This is a genomic window from Marinagarivorans sp., from assembly GCF_982758155.1.
The window spans coordinates 1-20182 of sequence record NZ_CEXWTU010000076.1 but is presented as its reverse complement, the minus strand read 5'-3'; the positions used below and the strand labels follow the sequence as shown (position 1 = coordinate 20182).

Sequence of the window (20182 nt, the reverse complement as noted above, 5' to 3'; positions counted from 1 at the left end):
GGCATGCGCCCCTTTGAGCGCCTTGCTGAGAAAACAGGCGCCCTCGTCTAATTGGACAAACTTTTGTTGCCTCGCCCCTAAGCTCGAAACTTTTATATATCGATTAACTTAAAAGGTAGAATCATTATGAACGGTCTTGGCGACATGATGCAGCAGCTGCAGGGGATGCAGTCAAAAATGCAAGAAGATATGGAGAAAATGCAGGAAGAACTGAGTAAGCTAGACATTAATGGTAGTGCTGGTGCCGGGTTGGTGACCGTTACAATGAACGGCCGTCATGATGTTAAAAGCGTGAAAATCGACGAGTCGTTAATGACCGAAGATAAAGAAATGTTGGAAGATTTATTGGCCGCAGCTGTGAATGATTGTGTTCGAAAAGTTGAGGTCGAAAATAAAAGCCGCATGGGTAGCTTAGCGGGTGGAATGCAAATGCCGCCCGGTTTTAAAATGCCTTTTTAATAAGCATACTTTTTTGTTATTCGGAGTGCCGTGGTGTATAGCCCTTTAATTAGTCAGCTGATTGAATCATTACGAATATTACCGGGCGTTGGCCCTAAGTCTGCTCAACGCATGGCTTTGCAGTTACTTGAGCGAAACAAACAAGGCGCTTTACGTTTAGCGGGGGCTTTAACGCAGGCGTGTGAAAAAGTGGGCCGCTGTGAGATTTGCCGCACATTAACCGAAGAGGCTATATGTGGTCTCTGTAAAAGTTCGCGAAGGGATGCAAGCCTTTTGTGTATTGTGGAAATGCCTGCTGATGTTTTTGCGTTGGAGCAGTCAGGCACTTTTTCAGGTAAGTATTTTGTCCTAATGGGTAAACTTTCACCGCTCGACGGCATTGGCCCTAAAGAATTAGGGCTAGAGAAATTAGCCGCGCGTTTTGCAATAGGTGAAATAGACGAAGTCATTATCGCGACCAACCCAACAATGGAAGGTGAGGCAACGGCACATTACGTTGCTGAAATGGCTAAACAGCACAAACTTAAAGTCTCACGTATTGCCCATGGTGTTCCATTGGGTGGCGAGCTTGAGTTTATTGATGGCGGTACTTTGGCGCATGCCTTAGCTTGCCGGAGAGAAATCTAATGGAAGATGCACAGGCAAGCCCTGACACTAATAATTTATTGCGTCAGAAAATCATTTTCATCAACGATGACGACGTTTTAGCCGACTATTGCAAGCGTTGGTTACAGTGCCGTTTATTGGCGGTAGATACCGAGTTTATGCGGGTCGACACTTATTACCCCATTGCCTCGTTAATCCAGGTTAATGATGGTGATGCGAATTACCTTATAGATCCTTTACTGATAACCGACTGGAAACCATTGGCCGATGTTTTAGCGTCCAGTGATGTTATTAAAGCTTTCCACGCTTGCTCTGAAGATTTAGATGTTTTTAACAACTTACTGGGTCTGTTGCCTAGCAAGTTGTTTGATACTCAGGCCGCTGCAGCATTATTGGGTGTTGGTGCTAGTGTTGGCTATGCTAACTTGGTCAACGAGTGCTTAGGTGTCGAGCTTCCAAAAGGGGAGACTCGATCTAATTGGCTTGCTCGTCCGCTCAGTGATGCTCAAATTCTATATGCTGCATTAGATGTTGATTACTTGTTCGAACTCGCAGAGTTGCTTGAGCAGCGCCTCGCGGATAAGCAGCGCAGCGAGTGGGTCTATGAAGAAGGCCAAGCTGGCATCGACAATTATGTGGCGAATGCCGATCTTTCTAGTGGGTTTTATAAATCGAATAACATGTGGCGTCTGAATACTAAAGATCTTGTTATTGCAAAGCAGCTATTTGAGTGGCGCGAAAATACGGCGCGTACACGCAATATTCCTCGTACGCGTATATTAAAAGACGCGCAATTATTTGATGTGATTAGTCGTAAGCCAAATACTTTAGCTCAGCTGAAGTCGCTTGGAGTTCACGATAGTGCTATTCGTAAATTTGGTAAAGATGTCTTGATGTTGCTGACTCCTGCGAATGATGATGCTGTGACTTTAAAATCGTCACAAAAACCGCTGACTAAGCCTCAGCGCGAGCGGGTTAAAGGCTTAAAAGAAACCGTATTATCGTTTGCTGAGTTACATGCTATTGCGCCCGAAGTGCTTGTGCGTAAAGCTGATTATCAAACCGTGGCAAGAACTACAGCGGTCGATAGTCATGACGTAGAGGCTTTATTGACCTGTTTAACGGGTTGGCGAAAACAATTTTTTGAAAGTGTCTCACCATGAAAAAAACAATTTGTGATATTTACCGCAGCCCTAAAAAAGAAGGGTTGTATCTTTATGTTCCTAAGATCAAAGGCTTGGCTGATGTGCCTGAGCCTTTGTTGGAAATGTTTGGCCAGCCTCAGTTGGCGTTTTCTATGGTGCTAACACCTGAAAAAAAACTGGTTAAAGAAGATATCGCTAAGGTATCGGCTTCTTTGAGCGAAAAAGGTTATTTCTTACAGCTGCCTCCTGCAAGCGAAGATGACTATATGCAGGCGATTAATCAACACAACAGTAAGCTGGCTAAATGAAAAAGAGTAAACCCGAATCTAAGTTTTGGTGGCGGCAGGGCTTGGATGCTTTAAATGATGAGCAGTGGGAGCAATTGTGCGATGGCTGCGGTTTGTGTTGTCTGCATAAGCTTGAAGATGAAGATACTGGCGAGTATCACTACACTAGCTTGGCATGCGACCTCCTTAACACTGCTTCGTGCGAGTGCGGGGATTATGAAAACCGTACTGAGCGTGTACCTGAATGCCTTAAGCTTACTCCCAAAAATTACCGTGAAGTGATGCCTTGGCTGCCAAACAGTTGTGCTTATAAGCTTGTGGCACAGGGTGAGGATTTACCGCTTTGGCATCATTTGCGCGCTGGGGGTAAAACTTTAATGCATAAGCATGGTTTATCTGTTAGCGGCAAAGTGCAGCATACAGCCGGAATTGATGAAGATGACTATCAAGAATATGTTCTGCAGTGGGTGGATGGGCAATGAGTAAGGATAATGAAATTATAGAGCTGCAACAGCGACTTGCTTTTCAAGAAGACGCCATTGCACAGCTTAGTGATCAAATTGCTCTGCAAGATAAAGAATTGCGAGAAGCTAAAGCGCATATTCAAATATTGCGCGAGAAATTCCTGGATCTATCTGATGAGTTTGAACAAATAGCGCCAGTTAATGGCAGCGAACGTCCACCGCATTATTAAAGAGATCTTTATATGTTTACAGCATCGGAACACTTACAGGGTTGGTTGATTTATGGCGGCGGCGCTGTATTGGGACTTTTGTGTTGGTGGTATTTATTGATAAAACTCCCGATAAAACCTATTCGCGCATTACTTTTTGGTGCAATGGTTGGAGTCTTGTGTATGCCTTGGCCTACAGAGCAGGACGGGCAGTTTTTTGCGCCGGCCTGGCTTATTGCTGGAAGTGATGGGCTCTTCGATGGCCCCGAAGCTTTCTGGCGTGCGGGAACGCCTTTGCTAATGGCTATTGCTGGCGCGGCAATGGTTGCTTTGGCCATTCAAATTGCTTTCGCAATGAAATCCGATTCGCAGCAAAAAGCGACAGCAACGGTAAAGCGTGCGCGTGAACGTAGTGATAAGCAGCGATCACAGGCTAAAACAGCGTAAGGGGCGAGGCAATAAGAGTTTGTCCAATTAGACGAGGGCGGCTGCTTCTTCAACAAGGCGCTCAAAGGGGCGCATGCCGGGGCATGTAACGCTTTGAGTAACGCTGTAGAGGGAGTAGGAGGCAAGTATTATTGGATAAAGTATTTTTTCCTCGGCCCTAAGCGTGTAACCCCCTATATTTATTGCATGGCGCCCTTACAATTTTTTGTGGGGTGTTATGTCGTAACTGTCCATGAAAAGTTGAATCCATCCATCGGCATGACTGAAGAGCTGCTATAACTAAAAGGTAGCGAGTAAAAGGAATTCCTTTTAACTATAGATAAGTCACTGTGGGGATGGGCGTGCATCATAGTCACCAAATAATATGCGGCGTTGTGCTTTTGTTTGCGATCGTGCGCATTCGATGTTTGGCGTTGCGCCGCTATTTGTATCTGTTGCCATTACTCGGTTTAGGTTTATTTTCGCCGCCTGCAGTATGGGCTGATGAAGCAGATGTACGTCTGGTTATCGATATCTCTGGCAGCATGAAGCGTAATGATCCTCAAAATCTTCGTCAACCGGCTGTTAATTTGCTAATGGAACTGCTGCCGGATGGAAGCCATGCCGGTGTTTGGACCTTTGGAAAGGAAGTTAACATGCTGGTCCCCTTTGGGGAGGTCGACAGCAAGTGGCGTGAGATGGCCACCCTTAAAGCGGGGAAAATTAACTCTGTAGGCCTTTACACCAATATCGGTGGTGCGTTGGAGAAAGCGACTGCCATTAATCCGACCTCGAAAGGCAAGGCGCATATCATTCTGCTAACTGATGGTATGGTCGATATCGATAAAGACCCACTGGTTAATCAAAAAGAATGGCGTCGTATCATTGATAGAATATTGCCGCTGGTTAAAGAGCAGGGCTTTAGTATTCACACCATCGCACTTTCCGATAATGCTGATACTGAGCTAATGAAAAAGCTGTCGATGGCAACCGATGGTCATTCTGGCACAGCAAAAACGGCAGAAGAATTAATGCCGGCGTTTCTTAAAGCATTTGATGTGGCGGCACCGTCGCAGCAATTACCCTTACTGGGAAACCGTTTTGTCGTGGACTCTTCTATCGAGGAGTTTACAGCGCTCATGTTTAGAGATGATCCTAATGAAGCCATTGCTTTAGTTGGGCCGGATAACCGGCCTTTACATCACGGTGATCTAGCGGCGGATGTGAGCTGGCACCATACGGACAGCTATGACCTAGTTACCGTTACTCGCCCCTTAGAGGGTGAATGGCAGGTTTCAGGAAAGTTGGCAGCCGGGAGTCGAATTACGGTTGTGAGCGATTTGAATTTACGGGTCAAACCTTTACCTATCAACACTCCCGTGGGAAGTGTGCTTGAGTTGCAGTTAGCGCTTCAAGAAGATAATAAAATAATCACGAGGAATGATTTTCTCAAGATATTATCAATTGAAGCAATGTCAACTCCCGGCGGGAGTTCTGACCCGTCATGGTATCATATATTCAATACCAAAATGGCTCCATCTAATGGCGTGTTTTCCGCATCAATCAATGGTTTTAAGCGGCCTGGCGAATATCTGATAAAAGTTGAATTGGATGGGAAAAGTTTTCAGCGGGGCTTTTCCCATCAATTACTTGTGAGTATGCCCTTTGAGGCAGAGCTTATTAAGGGGTATAACGACAATAGTCAGCGTGAGTATCGAGTACTTATTCGGAAAAATGCAGAATATATACAGGCGAATAATACCCAAATGGCCTTGTCTTTACTGACACCGGATCGCCGTAAACACGTATATCCGCTTGAGATTAATGAAAAAGATACTTGGGAGTATGTGGTTTTACCGCAAAAAGAGGGGCTTTATCAGCTTGAGGTACGTATCTCTGGGGTGGATGATCGCGGTGAAGTTTTTGAGTATAAGCTGGATAAGTTGCAGTTTAAATATTCTCCCGGCGACGATTTTACTGCGATGCTTGGTGAGCAACCTGAGGTGGTTGAAAGTTCGAGTTCCGCTATATCTTCGGTCTCCTCTGCACCATTGGACGTCGAGGTCGAAGCAGAGGTTGAAGAGGTTGAAGAGGTTGAAGAGTCTACCCCTTGGTTATTTTATGTGGGGTTGGGTGTTGGGAATTTATTGTTGTTGGGAATAGGTGTTTTTGTATTTCGAAAAATTGTAGGGGCTACATCCGATAGTACCGAGGATCCAGCGCAACAGAGTAGTGGCGAGCTAGAGGCTGAAACGGAATCGCCCGCTGAAGAGGAGAGTGAGGCCGTTGGCGCTATGGGGATGGAGGAGGATGAGGACGAAATTCCCCCAATGGAAGATTTAGAGCCTGATATGGATTTTGAAGAAGATGAGGTCGATGAGCCGGAGGCTGCTCTCGAAACTGAGACTGAGACTGAGGTTGAAGAGCCTGCTTCAGAGCGTATTGATGAAGACTTTGACTTTGATTTGTCTGCTTTCGATGCGAGCGAAAGCGAGGACGATGATGCATTTTCTGCATCGCCGGAGCCTGAAGGCGAGTTCGATACAGAGTTGCCTGCTGAGGAGGCTGCAGAGAGCGGTGATTTGGCTCCCGAGCCCGAGGTTGAGGCTGCAGAAGATGAACCCCCTGAAGAGGATATGGCGCAGGCCATGCTTAAGGCGCAAGGTTTGGATTTGGCTGAAGATGAGTTGGATGACGCGATCTCCAATTTAATCGATGAATTGGATGATGCTCCCGACGATACGCCTAAGCCCGCTGACCCCAATATGGCCGGAGAGATTAATTTAGATGATTTCGATTTTGATGATGACGATGACGATGACAAATAAGTAATTGGTATTCCATTTTTGCGTATTGGCGCACCTTTTTTGAGTGTCATGCTTTTCGATGTAAGGGGGTTGCGTATACTATCGGCCCCAATTAGTGCGTACCTTACTGTTTGTACTAGCTCTTAAACACCTCTATCCGGAAAGACATTCAAGAATGGTGCAGCTTGTTATTTATGCTATTCACTGCACTGCGATGCTCGCTTTGATTGCTATCGCAATAATGCAGATCAGGCATCTTAGTTCTAGACTGTCTTTGGCTCAGCTAGCGACGTTACTACGTTTGGATGTCGCGTACAGTTGGACAGCTTTAATTACATTAATAACGGGGTTTATCATTTGGCTGACGGGTCCCGATTTGCCTGGCAATCATCTTACGCAGCCACTGTTCCTCTCAAAGCTACTACTTTTCAGTAGTGTCGCATTAATATCTACTTACCCTTCCATGACTTACCTTAAGCTTAAAAATGGTGCGTTGATGTCGCGCATGTGCGTTGCGCCTTCCGTTATTTGGGTCGTTAAGATGGAGGTGGCTATGTTACTTACCTTGATGTTACTAGCGGTTGCTCCGCGTATTTTTTGATCTATGAATATTTAGGGTCGGTTTCTTTCTCGTTAAGCGTTACAATTTTACTTCATTAATTTTAAGCACCTTATTCTGTGGTCGTTCTCGGGGCATCATCTTTTTGTGGTGCTCTTGCGTAAAGACTATGTCTATTATTTTTTAAGGTTAAGAATCCATGCTAGAAGAAGCGAAAAAAGTACGCGAAGCATTACTTCGTCGCGGTCTGGAAACACCTATGAAGGGTGAGCCCCTGTCGAATGCTGAAAAGCAGGAGAAATTACAGGCTTTATTTACTGAAGTTGCTGCAACGCTAGGTTTAGATCTTACCGACGACAGCTTGTGTGAAACGCCGCGGCGTATTGCGAAAATGTATGTACATGAGATCTTTAGTGGTCTTGATTACGAAAACTTCCCTAAACTCACTGTCATCGATAATAAAATGGGTACCGATGAAATGGTTATGGTAAGCGATATCGGCTTAACCAGTACCTGCGAGCATCATTTTGTAACCATTGATGGATTTGCTCGTGTGGCTTATTTGCCAGCAGGAAAAATTGTAGGTTTATCTAAGATTAACCGTCTCGTGCGCTTTTTTTCGCAACGGCCGCAAGTTCAGGAGCGCTTAACCCAGCAGCTTTTAGTGGCGTTGCAAACGCTCTTGGAGACTGACAATGTTGCCGTAACTATTGATGCTACGCATTTCTGTGTAAAGGCTCGAGGTGTTATGGATGCCAGTTCTAGTACCCGAACAACAGCGCTGGGCGGCTCCTTTAAAAGTAATTCAACAACACGCGCCGAATTTTTAGCATCTTAAGGTTGAGATATGCAAATACCAGCGATAATCAGAATTAAAAATTTACGGTTGCGAACTTATATAGGCATTAAAGAGGAGGAGATTAACAACCGCCAAGATGTCATTATTAATGCGGTTATTCATTGTCAGGCGCAGGCGGCAGTGGAGAGTAATATTATTGAGGATGCGCTTAATTATCGAACGATCTGCAAGGCTATTATTAAGCGAGTTGAGGATCAGCGATTTGCTTTGTTAGAGCGAATGACCTACGAAATTTTAGAGTTGGTAATGGCGCACCCCGATGTTCTAAAGGGTGAAGTGGAGGTTGATAAAGTGGGTGCCTTGCGCTACTCGGATTCTGTCTCGATGGCTTTGGGTGGTGTGCGCGCTGAGCGCGGCGCAACTTGGGAGGCTGGATTTTAAGTAAGTCGCCATAAATATATGGCGACTATAAATGCGCGAATTGGCGGATGAATTATTGTATCTTCGTCCTAAGGGACGAGGAAACAATAATTCATCCACTAATGCTTGATCTCGACATTCTTACCTTCGTTGCTCAAAGCGTTACATGCCCCGGCATGCGCCCCTTCGAGCGCCTCGATAAGAAAGCCTATCTCTTCGCCTAATTGGACAAACTATTATTGCCTCGCCCCTAACTGTTAGCTCCTAAGTGTTAATCCCTTAGCGCGAACACAACAGGTAGTGTGAATTCAAAGCTGTCCCCAGTGATAACGCTCGGAATTGAGGGGTATGGGCTGGCGCGCTTAATGGCTTTAAGTGCTTCTTTGTTTAGAGATTTGTGGTCGCTTTCTTGGATAACCTCCGCTGATACAACATCTCCCTTCCTGTCGATTATTACGGTCACTCTTACGGTGCCTTGATCGCCTCTGCGTAATGCCGATTTGGGGTACTTGATATAACTGCCTGTCCAACGAGTCAGCTTGGATAAATACAATTGGCGAGACAGTAGGTCGGCAGCGGTATAGGAGAAATCGTCGTCTTCATCATCAAAGACATCATCTTGCGCAAAAATTTGGTTTGGAGCGGCAGCGATTGCCGGGCTCGATACGCTGCTTGCTGCTTCAGCAAGCGCGTCTTCGCTCGTGCTGCTTAGTGATGAGGTTTCCGCTGTGGCGACCTCGGTGCTGACTGAGGCGCTACTAATTTCGGAGCTGCTAGCGGTGTTGTCACTAGAAGAGCTAGCTTCGCTATTTTGATTTTTTTCAGTTGTGGCTGCTAGAGTGCTAACCGCTAAGGCGCTGGCTAATCCGGCTTTCAGTGCCGCTACGCGCTCGTTTGTAGTGCGGATATCTTTGAAGCGCGTAAGAATGTTGGGTTCAATACTTCCAGCTTGGAGTAGATCGGCTTTGAAATCAGTGGATAGTGGAACAGGGCCGATCCAAGATCGTAATATAAGATCGAAAAACTCGACATCCTCGATGGTGCCTAGCAATACACCGTTGACGGCGACTTCTACACCTCGGCGAAATGTTCGCTCAATCGTGAGGGTATCATTTTTGATTAACTTCACTTTTAGCATGTTGCTAAAATTAGCTAGGTTTTGCGCGTGTTTCTTAAGGTCAAAATTACCGGCGTTAATGGCAACGCCCTCAATCCACTGGCGTTTAAATTTGCGAGCGAATAGACGATCGGCGACAACCTTGATCTCCATGCGTTTGCGCTGGTTGCTCAGAAGTACTTGCTTCGAGTCGGCGCTAAGGTCCTCCAGGTACAGGGCTGCCATGTACTGATCTTTGCCAAACTCACTGTGCGCAGCTATCCCATTAAGGTCCAGTGCCGCCGTGGCTTTATGGCAAACAAATAGGCAGGTTAGTGCAAGGGTGTAGGCGGTATAGCGTGTGAAGGTGGTTAACCAATACATGTTAGTCTCGTTTTTCTCATTATCATTATTGTTATTGTAGGGGGTTTATCGTGATTACTCTGCGATTTTACCGCATCGCTGGCGTCACGTGTGTACCCATTGTACGGTTGTTTCTTCATTAGTAATGCCATAAATAAATAATGTAGACAAGATAGTGTCTCACGGCTATCGGTCGAAAAGTGAACTGGTAATCAGTGCTCTGTAATATTGGTGCTGCTTTTGTGTTGCTTGTTACCAATTGTGTCTATTTACATGATTTAGGATCGAGGGAAAAATACTTTATCCAAAAACCCTTGCCTTCTGCTCCCTCAGCAGCGCTGCTCAAAGCGTTATATGCCTCGGTAACTGCTCCCGTTACCCTACTGACTTGTGTCCTATGGGCCCCTTGTTGATGGAGCAGGCGCCCTCGTCTAATTGGGCAAGCTATTATTGCCCCGCCCTTTACGCAATAACCACCCATATCAAAAACATAGACTAAGTGGCGTAGCTTTGCTTCCAATATGGTCGCCTTTGACTAAACTTATTTTAGTTTCGGCCGATAACCTTATTTTGTGGGTATGAATATATTGAGGGGGAATGGCGTCAATGCCATGTAACTGTGGTGGTATGGAGGGGCGTGTAGCCTTCTCTGCCGTCTCTACTTTTTGGTTAATGATGACGAGTTGGCGAATAATACAATGGCAGATGATCGGATTGATTTTGACGCGCTAGAGGTTACTTTTGGTCAGCAGTTGTTGATGTACCCGAACCCTAGCGATAAAACAATGGTTTTTAGTTGCTCGCTAATCGGTTGCTTGGGTGGGGAGAGTTTGATTGTGGGGCCTTCCGCTAATGGGGTATTTCCCGTTTTGCAGGAGGGGCAAAAAGTTATTATTCGGGTGTTTCTCGATAGTGGCGTTGCGTTATTCCCAACAACAGTTCTTTACATTAGTAATGTCCCCGCGGATATGATCTACCTTGATTACCCTCCTGTCATTCAGTTTAAGCGTTTACGTGCGGCTAAGCGCGTTGTTGTTGCTCAACCTATATTGGTGAATAACCTCGATAATACAGCCCACGTAGGGGTGGCTGGCAAATTACTCGACGTGAGTACCGGCGGTGGCCGCATCAAGGTTTTTGATGACTTGGGGGCTGTGGGTGATCGCATTGTTATTAAGGGTAAATTTCAGGTTCATGGCATTTCTCGTTTGCTGACGGTGGATGCCTGCATTCGGCAAAAAGATGGTCAGGAGTACGGTGTGCAATTTGTAGAGCAGGATGAAGATAAGCTGATTTTTCTGATGGGCTTTATTTTCAATGCCATGTTGACGGGCACTGTAGATGCAATTCGTTAGGCGTATTTACCTATCGCTGGTCTATCTATTTGCTCTCGTTTGGTCTGGCCTCCTATGGGGGGAGGATATTCCTTTAAATGAAAATGCGCTGTGGTTACCAATAAAGTATCAGGGGCACTATATACAACTGGTTGGCGCAGCGCAGGCAGCGCTTGACCTGCCGCGCTGTGTAGAGGTGAAGCAGGCAAGGCTAGATCTTCGACAAAGTACTCCTGGGCGCACAATGTTTCGTATATTGTGCCGTCAGGCTTCCGGTAAAACCTATACCGAAATGATCGGGGGGGAGGGTTTCCTATCTCTGACTCCCGAGAAAAGTTCTGTAGTGGCGTGTCATAAGTTATTACTTGAGGAAACCCAGATGATGATTGATTTGTCGTGGGTTGCGGATACGTCCGAGGCGGCCGATGGTCGGGTCGGCCCCGACGGTGATGAGCATTACCGATGGGATTTCAACGCTAAAGCGTTGGATGGCGAGATGTTGCATTACAGTGCCGAGTGTTTTGTGTCTGCAGGTGGAGCACCTTCGCTGTCAATTAATGCTCGACGGAAAAGTAAGTAGCTACTAATATGCTGTCTGTTTATACAGTTTTGGTGGTGCTGTGCGGAAAATCATTCATATCGATGCCGATTGCTTTTTCGCTGCCGTGGAGATGCGAGATGCTCCGTATTTGGTTGACCTCCCTATTGCGGTAGGCGGTAGTAGCTCTGGTAGGGGGGTTATATCAACGTGTAACTATGCCGCTCGACAGTTTGGGGTGCGCTCTGCAATGCCTACCGCTTATGCGTTACGCCTTTGCCCAGACCTTGTTTTGCGTGCGCACCGTTTTGAGGCGTATCGTCAAGCTTCCAAAGCCATGAAATCCATTTTTTATGATTACACTGATTTGGTCGAGCCCCTTTCTTTGGATGAGGCATTTCTTGATGTGTCGGCTGTAAGTCGCTGTGAGGGGAGCGCAACGCGCATTGCGGAAGAGATTCGATCGCGCGTATTGGCGGAGGTAGGTATTACTTGTTCCGCAGGCGTTGCCAATAATAAGTTTCTTGCCAAGGTGGCGAGTGATTGGCAAAAGCCTAACGGCATTACTGTGATTACGCCGGATCAAAATGATGCTTTTAGTCGAGCTTTAGCGGTTGAAAAGCTCAGTGGGGTGGGGCGAGTTACGGCTGCCAAACTTGCTGGAATTGGGCTACATACCTGCGCAGATGTCCGTGAGTATGGTTTAGAGGTATTGCTGAAGCGTTTCGGTAAGTTTGGGTTGAAGTTGTATGAGCGCGCGCATGGCCGTGATGATCGTCCAGTGGTGCCGAGCCGAGAGCGATTATCAATTGGGGTTGAGCGTACTTTTGAGCGCGATTTACCTGAAATGGAGTGCGTTGAGCAATTGCCAGCGTTGCTTGAGGAGTTGCAGCGCCGAATAGCTAAGGCGTGCGCAGAGGCAAAAATTATGAAATTGTTCGTTAAAGTAAAATTTACTGACTTTATCTCTACGACAGTTGAGCGCCGTTGTTCGGTAGTTGATGCTGCTGGTTATGCCGATTTATTAACACAGGCGCTCACGCGTTCTCCGCGTAACGTGCGCTTATTGGGGGTGGGGGTTAAGATTGCGGGTGATTCGGCGGGTATTCAACTGACTTTATTTTGAGGTTGGGCTGCTGTCTAAAATCATCTACAATTTCAAAAACTTCATGTAGAATGTGCGGTTCGAGGGCATTGGGTGTGAATTTTACGCCGATGATGCGTAACAGGGTTATACTACTATCTGGTAGTTAAGTTGTTACCGTTCCAAAAAGTAGGCCTAGCACCGCTAGTGTCAAAATAAAAAAGCGAGATGTCGCATTTATGCCATCATCGCATTAGGCTTCTGTGGAGACTGACTAGTGAGTCGTAGAAAGCGTAATCGCCAGGAAGAGGCCGATAAGGCCGATATCGATTTAACCCCTATGTTGGACGTTGTGTTCATCATGTTAATTTTCTTTATCGTTACTGCATCTTTTGTTAAAGAGCAGACGATTAATGTGAATGTTCCCGATCCCAATCAAGCGGAAACTCCACCTAACCCAGATTCGCCAGAAAGTATTCTAATTGTGGTTAGCTCTCAGAACGAGATTACTATGGATGGTCGACGTATTGACTTGCGTGCGGTTCGCTCACTAGTAGCGCAGAAAAAGGCCGAGAGTCCTGAATCTAGCGTTATTGTGCGTGCACACGAAGATTCAAGTGCAGAGACTTATGTCGGTATTGCGGATGCAGCCTATGCCGCAAAAGCGGGCGGCGTATCGCTAGTCCCTTTTAACGATAAGAAGAAAAGATAAGTCTCGCGGTTATTTGTGGTTACGGCCTTTGTGGGATATTCCCTAAAGGTTGTGCAGCTAAACCCCCAGCTTGCTCGCAAGCTGGGGGTTTTTCGTTTTAGGGTGGGGCTATAGCGATAGCGATAGCGATAGCCAGAGCTGGAGGTTGTTGGTTGGTGTTTTCTCTGGGAGCTCAGGATTTTCAAGTTCTATAAGAGTGCGTGTTTTACGTTGAAGTTCAGCCACGGCCTGCTTTACGTTTTCTTCACGATAAAAAAGTATGTCTAGGCTGCCGTCTCGGATGGCTTTACTGAGGCCGTACGTTAACTGGTGGGCCAGCTCAGGTTTGTGTGCGCTCACAAAAAGGTACATGGGTTGCGGGTAGTGAAGCAGCAAGCGCTCTTCGACAGCTAGTGCATCATCTTCGCGTGCTTCTTGTATTGTTTCGTGAATGGCTCGTGGAGCTGCGTCAAAGTCCCCCTTTTTTAGCTTGCTAAACAGGCTACTGTGTTTAGTCACCTTTATCACGTTGAGTTCGTTTTTCTCCAGTATGGCAGTGTCTGCCCAGGAGTGTACTTGACCTAAGCTCACCTTGTTTAGGTCTGCTAGTGTGCTGATGTCGTTAAATAGAGGTTGGGCATTGGGTTTGATCAGTAGGGTTCGATAACCCATTAACCCTTTGTAGAGGGGGATACGCACGGCAATAAACTTATCTTCCAGGTTTTTCGAGGTTGTCGCCCAAATAACATCCGTTGTCCCTGCTTCGAGCATTCTTCGTAATGTAATGGCGGGTTTTTTACTCTTTTTTATGTTCAGCTTGTATGGGGTCTGAGCTTTGTTCATTGCCATTTCAAATATGTTTATGGCATAGCGTGCTGTGGCATCGTCGCGAGAGTGAATGGTGATTGTGTCGGCAAATGTTGCTGCGCAAGTCAGCGGGAGGGTCAAAAGAAGCTGGATGATTAAGGGGATTCTGGTGTGGCGGAAAAATGCAGGCAGCATTAGGTGTCTTCCTTTTGTTGCGGGTAGGCATAGCGCTAAGCTTAGTTGATCCTGTTGCCGTTGCTGTGTAATGGATGCGTAATTAAGGTTCGCCTTATACTAAGTCGATTCTTGTTGGGCGGGATGCGGCAGATTTTATGCTGATTTCTGTCTTTTGACGGTGAAAATATCGGCTATTCACGGACTTGTTGCGCGAAACATTTACCCTGCCTAGTGAAACGCCTATAATGCGCCGTTAAATTTTGACCTGGCCTAAATGCCTGTTGTTTGCTTTGAGAGGCTTGCCTAGATGCGAGCTGATAGCAACTTAGGTCATTTTTTTTTGCCCAAATTAAGGTGGTTACCCCTATGTTGCGGATTGCTCAAGAAGCGCTGACCTTTGATGATATTTTGTTGGTGCCTGGTTACTCCAGTGTTACGGCTAAAGATGTCAGTATAAAAACTCAGCTGACGCGGGGCATTACATTGAATATGCCGTTGGTGTCAGCGGCTATGGATACTGTCACTGAATCACGCTTGGCTATCGCTATTGCGCAGGAAGGCGGTATTGGTATTATTCATAAAAGTATGACCATAGAGGATCAGGCTCGGCAAGTTCGCTTGGTGAAGAAGTTTGAGGCCGGTGTTGTAAAAGATCCGATCACTATTGATTCGTCGGCAACAATCAGTGAGCTGATTGCGCTCACTAAGCATCATTCTATTTCAGGTGTTCCGGTGCTGGATGGCGGGGATCTTGTGGGTATTGTGACGGGGCGTGATGTGCGTTTTGAGCCGAACCTGAATGCTAGCGTAGCAAGTATTATGACGCCAAAAGAAAAGTTGGTTACTGTTCGGGAGGGTGCAAGGCCTGACGAAGTTCGCGCGTTATTACATAAATACCGTATCGAAAAAGTGCTTGTTGTTGATGCCGGCTTTAACTTAACGGGGATTATTACTGTTAAGGATATTAATAAAGCCGAAGCTTACCCGAATGCTTGTAAAGACGCCGATGGCAGTTTGCGTGTTGGCGCCAGTGTTGGCACCAGCCCTGATACCGACGCGCGTGTTAAGGCATTGGTTGAAGCGGGGGTGGATGTATTTGTGGTTGATACTGCACACGGTCACTCTAAAAATGTATTGGACCGCGTAACTAAAATCAAAAAAGATTATCCGGATGTACAGGTGATCGGTGGCAATATCGCAACGGCTGCTGCTGCGCTAGCTTTGGTTGAGGCGGGTGCGGATGCCGTTAAGGTGGGTATTGGCCCTGGTTCAATCTGTACGACGCGTATTGTTACGGGTGTTGGGGTGCCGCAAATTAGTGCGATTGCCAATGTTGCGGAAGCATTAAAGGATACTGATGTTCCTGTTATTGCTGATGGCGGCATCCGTTTTTCGGGTGACTTGGCAAAAGCCATTGTCGCAGGCGCAAGTGTTGTGATGATGGGTTCCATGTTTGCGGGCACTGAAGAGGCGCCTGGTGAAGTTGAGCTTTATCAGGGGCGTACTTATAAGTCTTATCGCGGCATGGGTTCTTTGGGCGCGATGACGCAAACCCAAGGTTCTTCGGATCGTTATTTTCAAGACTCAAGCCAAGGTCAGGAAAAGCTAGTGCCCGAGGGGATTGAAGGGCGAGTTCCTTATAAGGGGCCATTGGCTGCAATTACGCATCAATTAATGGGTGGCTTGCGAGCGGCTATGGGTTATACGGGTAGTGTCGATATGAAGACCATGCGCACTAAGCCTGAATTTGTTCGTATAACATCAGCCGGAATTGGCGAGAGCCACGTGCATGATGTCAGTATTACTAAAGAGGCGCCTAACTACCCCATTAGTGGGCGTTAAGTTTTCGGCTGCTTTTAATTAAACCCGCCGTGTGCGGGTTTTTGTTTTTATAATTCCGTTATTTCAATTTCGTCTTTCTGATTTATTTGCCAGGCATATTTATGGTTACCGACACGCAGCTTCCTAATATTCATTCCCACCGTATTTTAATTTTAGACTTTGGTTCTCAGTACACGCAGCTTATTGCTCGGCGCGTGCGCGAGATTGGCGTGTATTGTGAAATACGTGCGTTTGATATGGCTGAATCTGATATTTTAGAGTACGCCCCCAAAGGGATTATTTTGGCGGGTGGCCCAGAGTCTGTAACGGAGCCGAATTCCCCGCGAGCGCCTGAATGTGTATTTACGTTGGGTGTTCCAGTGTTGGGCATTTGTTATGGTATGCAAACCATGGCTGAGCAGTTGGGCGGCAGAGTTCAGGGTTCTAATGAGCGCGAATTTGGTTATGCAAAAATCACCTTGAGGGGTGAGAATGCCTTTATTAAGGGGACTAAGGATCATATCGACCACGATGGTAATGGTTCTTTGGATGTATGGATGAGCCATGGCGATAAAGTGACTGCAATGCCAGAAGGCTTTGAAATAATGGCTAGTACGCCATCTTGTCCAATAGCGGGCATGTTTAATGCGGCTAAAAATTTCTATGGCGTGCAGTTTCACCCTGAGGTTACCCACACCACGCAGGGGCAAGCTTTATTCGAGCATTTTATGCTTGAAATTTGTGGTTGCGAAGCCTTATGGACACCCTCAAATATTGCTGAAGACGCGATTGTCCGCGTGCGTGAGCAGGTCGGTACCGATCATGTGCTGCTGGGTTTGTCGGGTGGTGTGGATTCTTCCGTCGTTGCTGCATTACTGCATCGCGCCATTGGCGACCAGTTAACGTGTGTCTTTGTTGATAATGGTTTGTTGCGTAAAAATGAAGGCGATCAGGTGATGGACATGTTTGCTAAAAACATGGGCGTTAAAGTGATTCGTGTTGATGCCGAGGACACCTTTTTGAGTCGCTTGGTGGGCGAGAGCGACCCAGAGAAAAAACGCAAGATTATCGGCAATACTTTTATTGATATTTTCGATGAAGAGTCATCAAAAATCGACAATGTGCAGTGGTTGGCGCAAGGGACTATTTACCCTGATGTTATTGAGTCGGCCGCGTCTAAAACAGGTAAAGCGCATGTTATTAAGTCGCACCATAATGTGGGTGGCCTGCCAGAGGATATGAAGTTGGGTTTAGTTGAGCCCTTACGCGAGCTATTTAAGGATGAGGTTCGAAAGCTTGGTTTGGCGTTGGGTTTACCTTACGACATGGTTTACCGTCATCCTTTCCCTGGGCCGGGTTTGGGGGTGCGTATTCTGGGTGAGGTGAAAAAAGAGTATGCCGATATCCTACGCGAAGCTGATGCCATCTTCTTGGAAGAGCTCCACAAAGCAGATTGGTACCATAAGACCAGTCAAGCATTTGTGGTTTTTTTACCGGTTAAATCTGTTGGTGTTGTGGGTGATGGTCGTCGTTATGAGTGGGTTGTTTCGCTGCGTGCAGTAGAGACAATTGACTTTATGACAGCGCGTTGGGCGCATTTACCGTATGAGCTGCTTGAGACAGTGTCCAATCGAATTATTAATGAGATTAGTGGTATTTCACGTGTTGCTTATGATGTTTCAAGTAAACCACCGGCGACAATCGAGTGGGAATAATACAGCACCCATTTGGGTGGCAGGGTAGGCTAAAAGGCCAGCGCTAAGGCGCTGGTTTTTTTTGGCCAAAAGAAAATGAAATTTATAAATGTACAGTTTGTGTATTTATCGTGTACATTTTATGTATGCCTTTTCGTTTTTTATCGAAAGGCGATATCTGGATATTATTTTAACTTATTGTTTTTATTGTAAAAAAATAATTTTTCATATTTGGTATGGCTCTTGATATAGCTACTTGAAACCAACAAACATGTAGAGGAATAGCCATGTCATTTATCAAACGAATACACGCAACCTTAACGGGCAGTTTAGATCAGGCCATCAGTCAAATAGAAAATCAAGATGCAGTGGTGGACGCAATCCTAAAAGAGGCTCGGCAAGCATTGGCGAAATCAAAGGTGCGCTTAACGCGTGTAGAGCAAGATAGTCGAGTTATGCATCAAGAGCTTGCCAGCTTGGATGAAGCCGTTATCACTTGGACCCAGAGGGCGCAGCGTGTTGGGCCGGATGACCAGGCCCGTGCGCTAGAGTGTTTGCGCCAGCGAAAAGTGGCGTCGAGTAATAAGTCATCACTTGTCGTGCGTATTACGCAACACGATGTTGTGAGTAAGCGGCTTGCTTCTGATGTGAAGCAGGCAGAAGTTCGTGTAACTGAGATGTTGAATAAGCAGCATTTAATGCGTACCCGAGAGTCCGCTGCTGACGCTTTACGCAGTATGAATGCTGTAGAGCAAAACATGACGGATGAGCTGAGTACGACGTTTGAGCGTTGGGAAGTGAAGGTTACAGAGGCTGAGCTGTTAAGTGGTAATGAAGGTTATATTTCAGGACCTAATGCTTTTGAGCACGATTTTATTAGTCAGGAAGAAGAAGAGGCTTTGCGATTAGAGCTCGCTGAGCTAACGGGTACGCTACACAATACTGAGGGAAAAGGTCATGAATAATCTATCGGTGAGTGATCCTGTCGTATCCTCAGCGGGGATGCCCGAATCGGAGCCTACTGTAGATGAGGTGAGTCGCTATTCGATACCCAGATTGTTGCGGGGCTTGGGGGCGATTACGTTGTTGGCTTCGGTATCCATTTATCTGTATCAGGGCTTTGGGCAGGGAAGTGATATTAGTCGCTACTTAATACTGTTGGCGCATACCGTGGGTTTGGCTTGCGTGGGGTTAGCTTGCAGTGGGTGGCTTAAAGAGCAAAAGGGAGCTCGCCTGCTATTAATGCTAACGCTGGTTTTTGTGTCTGCAAATTTCGCGATTATCGCAGCTTTTTTGTATTCAATCCTTGGTCCTCAAGTCGCTGACCTCCATGGTTCAATAACATGGGTTGCAAGTTATTCTATTAAAACGGCTATGTTATTTTTTAGTGCATTAGTGGTTCTCGTTCCGTTAATATTTTTTGGTTTTAAGGTCATAGCACGACGTTCTGCGCTGCGCTTTTCGTTAGTTTTTGTTGTGGGTAATCTATTATTATTATTGCCTTCTCGAAATGAGGTGTTTGTTGGTGTTGTAGCCATGTCGTTACTGGGGGGTGTGGTTTATCACATTATTAAAGCCAGCATGTTGGATGTCACGCTAAAAACGCGGGAAGGTTTTATTGCAAAAACAATTCTATTAGTACCATTAATGATTTTGTTAGGGCGTAATATGTTCCACAGTGTTGGTGCGATTATGCCTTTAATTATCAGCGTGAGTTTGTTACTTGCAGCGCGTCAATGTTCTAGCTCATTAAGTGTGAAAAGTGGTTTAAGGACGCTGCTCGAATCAATTGCTATTTTACCTATACTGGGCGTCGCTATAAGTGCTGCAGCATTGGTCGGTAGTGAATTAAATGCATCCTTATCGGTTATTGTGTTCATTTTTTCCCTTGTGTCTTCGGCTTTGTTGTTTGAGTTATCTCTGCGGGCCAGTAGCGGTAGGCATATTTATGGCGTTATGGCGACGCTATTTTCCACTGTGTTGGTTGGTGGTAACCTTTTGCTTTCTTCGGACTTCATGTCATCTGTTTTTTGTTTAATGAGTGGGGCGGCTTTAATCGCCTTTGCCGTTTTTTCTGAGCGCCGTTACGTACTTTCTGCAGGAGTTGTTTTAACTCTGGCGGGGTTAGGCTATAGCTTGATGTCTGTCGTTAATGGTTTTGAATTCAATAATTGGTTTAGTTTGGCAGGCCTTGGCGTATTAGCGATTGTTCTTGGTTCGCTGATTGAAAAATATGGTGCGGTGATCAAGCTTCGTATCGAGGGTTGTCGTCGCCATTTCAATAGCTGGGATTATTAATGAATTGAGCCGCAGTTTAAGTGATAGCTGCGGCTTTTAGATAATATAAGGGCCGAGGAAAAAATACTTTATCCAATAATACTTGTTTCCTGTCTCCT

Annotated in this window: 21 protein-coding genes; 19 read left to right on the top strand and 2 right to left on the bottom strand. The window is 46.1% G+C overall.

Annotation, left to right across the window (positions count from 1 at the left end):
• Nucleotides 1-126: 126 nt before the first annotated feature.
• From AC3A8L_RS10315 to folX, 11 genes are all read left to right on the top strand, one after another.
• Nucleotides 127-459 (top strand): YbaB/EbfC family nucleoid-associated protein, encoded by a 333-nt coding sequence (locus AC3A8L_RS10315; RefSeq protein ID WP_487962167.1) that lies wholly within the window; start codon nt 127-129, stop codon nt 457-459.
• Nucleotides 460-492: 33 nt separating this feature from the next.
• Nucleotides 493-1086, top strand: a complete 594-nt coding sequence (recR, locus tag AC3A8L_RS10310) for a recombination mediator RecR (RefSeq protein WP_487962166.1) — start codon at nt 493-495, stop codon at nt 1084-1086.
• A complete protein-coding gene (gene rnd / locus AC3A8L_RS10305) occupies nt 1086-2228 on the top strand; it encodes a ribonuclease D (RefSeq protein WP_487962165.1) in 1143 nt (380 codons plus the stop codon). The genes recR and rnd overlap by 1 nt, the downstream gene beginning before the upstream one ends.
• Nucleotides 2225-2518 (top strand): YcgL domain-containing protein, encoded by a 294-nt coding sequence (locus tag AC3A8L_RS10300; RefSeq protein ID WP_487962164.1) that lies wholly within the window; start codon nt 2225-2227, stop codon nt 2516-2518. The genes rnd and AC3A8L_RS10300 overlap by 4 nt, the downstream gene beginning before the upstream one ends.
• Nucleotides 2515-2979 (top strand): YcgN family cysteine cluster protein, encoded by a 465-nt coding sequence (locus AC3A8L_RS10295; protein ID WP_487962163.1) that lies wholly within the window; start codon nt 2515-2517, stop codon nt 2977-2979. Before AC3A8L_RS10300 ends, AC3A8L_RS10295 begins: the two co-directional genes overlap by 4 nt.
• On the top strand, nt 2976-3191 hold the full coding sequence (locus AC3A8L_RS10290; protein ID WP_487962162.1) for a SlyX family protein: 216 nt from the start codon (nt 2976-2978) through the stop codon (nt 3189-3191). Before AC3A8L_RS10295 ends, AC3A8L_RS10290 begins: the two co-directional genes overlap by 4 nt.
• 12 nt (nt 3192-3203) lie before the next feature.
• Entirely contained in the window at nt 3204-3617 is a 414-nt protein-coding gene (locus tag AC3A8L_RS10285) for a hypothetical protein (protein ID WP_487962161.1), read from the top strand.
• Between the two features lie 374 nt (nt 3618-3991).
• The gene (locus tag AC3A8L_RS10280; RefSeq protein ID WP_487962160.1) at nt 3992-6424 is read left to right on the top strand and encodes a VWA domain-containing protein; all 2433 of its coding nucleotides are present in this window, start codon (nt 3992-3994) and stop codon (nt 6422-6424) included.
• Nucleotides 6425-6578: 154 nt separating this feature from the next.
• The gene (locus AC3A8L_RS10275) at nt 6579-7004 is read left to right on the top strand and encodes a DUF2214 family protein (RefSeq protein ID WP_487962159.1); all 426 of its coding nucleotides are present in this window, start codon (nt 6579-6581) and stop codon (nt 7002-7004) included.
• A gap of 157 nt (nt 7005-7161) precedes the next feature.
• Nucleotides 7162-7800, top strand: coding sequence for a GTP cyclohydrolase I FolE (gene folE, locus AC3A8L_RS10270; RefSeq protein ID WP_487962158.1), 639 nt, complete (start codon nt 7162-7164; stop codon nt 7798-7800).
• Nucleotides 7801-7809: 9 nt separating this feature from the next.
• On the top strand, nt 7810-8202 hold the full coding sequence (gene folX / locus AC3A8L_RS10265) for a dihydroneopterin triphosphate 2'-epimerase (protein WP_487962157.1): 393 nt from the start codon (nt 7810-7812) through the stop codon (nt 8200-8202).
• A 250-nt stretch (nt 8203-8452) separates the two neighbouring features.
• Here the strand turns inward: folX and AC3A8L_RS10260 are convergent, their stop codons facing one another.
• Nucleotides 8453-9661, bottom strand: a complete 1209-nt coding sequence (locus tag AC3A8L_RS10260; protein ID WP_487962156.1) for a TonB family protein — start codon at nt 9659-9661, stop codon at nt 8453-8455.
• A 677-nt stretch (nt 9662-10338) separates the two neighbouring features.
• Between AC3A8L_RS10260 and AC3A8L_RS10255 the strand changes: the two genes are divergently transcribed.
• The 4 genes from AC3A8L_RS10255 to AC3A8L_RS10240 all read left to right on the top strand — a co-directional run bounded on the left by AC3A8L_RS10255 (nt 10339) and on the right by AC3A8L_RS10240 (nt 13308).
• Nucleotides 10339-10995 carry a flagellar brake domain-containing protein gene (locus tag AC3A8L_RS10255; protein ID WP_487962155.1) on the top strand — a complete coding sequence of 219 codons (657 nt, stop codon included), beginning with the start codon at nt 10339-10341 and terminating at the stop codon, nt 10993-10995.
• A complete protein-coding gene (locus tag AC3A8L_RS10250) occupies nt 10982-11554 on the top strand; it encodes a hypothetical protein (protein ID WP_487962154.1) in 573 nt (190 codons plus the stop codon). Before AC3A8L_RS10255 ends, AC3A8L_RS10250 begins: the two co-directional genes overlap by 14 nt.
• Before the next feature lie 40 nt (nt 11555-11594).
• Nucleotides 11595-12638, top strand: a complete 1044-nt coding sequence (gene dinB, locus AC3A8L_RS10245; RefSeq protein WP_487962153.1) for a DNA polymerase IV — start codon at nt 11595-11597, stop codon at nt 12636-12638.
• 235 nt (nt 12639-12873) lie between these two features.
• Nucleotides 12874-13308: an ExbD/TolR family protein gene (locus AC3A8L_RS10240; protein ID WP_487962152.1), complete on the top strand. Its 435-nt coding sequence runs from the start codon at nt 12874-12876 to the stop codon at nt 13306-13308.
• A gap of 108 nt (nt 13309-13416) precedes the next feature.
• On the opposite strand, the gene AC3A8L_RS10235 is transcribed toward AC3A8L_RS10240, so the two are convergent.
• Nucleotides 13417-14289, bottom strand: a complete 873-nt coding sequence (locus tag AC3A8L_RS10235; protein WP_487962151.1) for a diguanylate cyclase — start codon at nt 14287-14289, stop codon at nt 13417-13419.
• Nucleotides 14290-14637: 348 nt separating this feature from the next.
• Here AC3A8L_RS10235 and guaB point away from each other — a divergent pair, with 348 nt between their 5' ends.
• From guaB to AC3A8L_RS10215, 4 genes are all read left to right on the top strand, one after another.
• Nucleotides 14638-16113: an IMP dehydrogenase gene (gene guaB, locus AC3A8L_RS10230; protein ID WP_487962150.1), complete on the top strand. Its 1476-nt coding sequence runs from the start codon at nt 14638-14640 to the stop codon at nt 16111-16113.
• A 101-nt stretch (nt 16114-16214) separates the two neighbouring features.
• Complete coding sequence (gene guaA / locus AC3A8L_RS10225) at nt 16215-17807, top strand: glutamine-hydrolyzing GMP synthase (RefSeq protein ID WP_487962149.1); 1593 nt, start codon at nt 16215-16217, stop codon at nt 17805-17807.
• A 266-nt stretch (nt 17808-18073) separates the two neighbouring features.
• Nucleotides 18074-18751 (top strand): PspA/IM30 family protein, encoded by a 678-nt coding sequence (locus tag AC3A8L_RS10220; protein ID WP_487962148.1) that lies wholly within the window; start codon nt 18074-18076, stop codon nt 18749-18751.
• Entirely contained in the window at nt 18744-20084 is a 1341-nt protein-coding gene (locus tag AC3A8L_RS10215) for a hypothetical protein (protein WP_487962147.1), read from the top strand. The genes AC3A8L_RS10220 and AC3A8L_RS10215 overlap by 8 nt, the downstream gene beginning before the upstream one ends.
• Nucleotides 20085-20182 lie beyond the last annotated feature (98 nt).

Coding starts and splice junctions, on each gene's coding strand:
- AC3A8L_RS10315 (WP_487962167.1), top strand. CDS start 127: ATGAACGGTCTTGGCGACATGATGCAGCAGCTGCAGGGGATGCAGTCA.
- rnd (WP_487962165.1), top strand. CDS start 1,086: ATGGAAGATGCACAGGCAAGCCCTGACACTAATAATTTATTGCGTCAG.
- AC3A8L_RS10300 (WP_487962164.1), top strand. CDS start 2,225: ATGAAAAAAACAATTTGTGATATTTACCGCAGCCCTAAAAAAGAAGGG.
- AC3A8L_RS10295 (WP_487962163.1), top strand. CDS start 2,515: ATGAAAAAGAGTAAACCCGAATCTAAGTTTTGGTGGCGGCAGGGCTTG.
- AC3A8L_RS10290 (WP_487962162.1), top strand. CDS start 2,976: ATGAGTAAGGATAATGAAATTATAGAGCTGCAACAGCGACTTGCTTTT.
- AC3A8L_RS10285 (WP_487962161.1), top strand. CDS start 3,204: ATGTTTACAGCATCGGAACACTTACAGGGTTGGTTGATTTATGGCGGC.
- AC3A8L_RS10275 (WP_487962159.1), top strand. CDS start 6,579: ATGGTGCAGCTTGTTATTTATGCTATTCACTGCACTGCGATGCTCGCT.
- folE (WP_487962158.1), top strand. CDS start 7,162: ATGCTAGAAGAAGCGAAAAAAGTACGCGAAGCATTACTTCGTCGCGGT.
- folX (WP_487962157.1), top strand. CDS start 7,810: ATGCAAATACCAGCGATAATCAGAATTAAAAATTTACGGTTGCGAACT.
- AC3A8L_RS10260 (WP_487962156.1), bottom strand. CDS start 9,661: ATGTATTGGTTAACCACCTTCACACGCTATACCGCCTACACCCTTGCA.
- AC3A8L_RS10255 (WP_487962155.1), top strand. CDS start 10,339: ATGGCAGATGATCGGATTGATTTTGACGCGCTAGAGGTTACTTTTGGT.
- AC3A8L_RS10250 (WP_487962154.1), top strand. CDS start 10,982: ATGCAATTCGTTAGGCGTATTTACCTATCGCTGGTCTATCTATTTGCT.
- AC3A8L_RS10235 (WP_487962151.1), bottom strand. CDS start 14,289: ATGCTGCCTGCATTTTTCCGCCACACCAGAATCCCCTTAATCATCCAG.
- guaB (WP_487962150.1), top strand. CDS start 14,638: ATGTTGCGGATTGCTCAAGAAGCGCTGACCTTTGATGATATTTTGTTG.
- guaA (WP_487962149.1), top strand. CDS start 16,215: ATGGTTACCGACACGCAGCTTCCTAATATTCATTCCCACCGTATTTTA.
- AC3A8L_RS10220 (WP_487962148.1), top strand. CDS start 18,074: ATGTCATTTATCAAACGAATACACGCAACCTTAACGGGCAGTTTAGAT.
- AC3A8L_RS10215 (WP_487962147.1), top strand. CDS start 18,744: ATGAATAATCTATCGGTGAGTGATCCTGTCGTATCCTCAGCGGGGATG.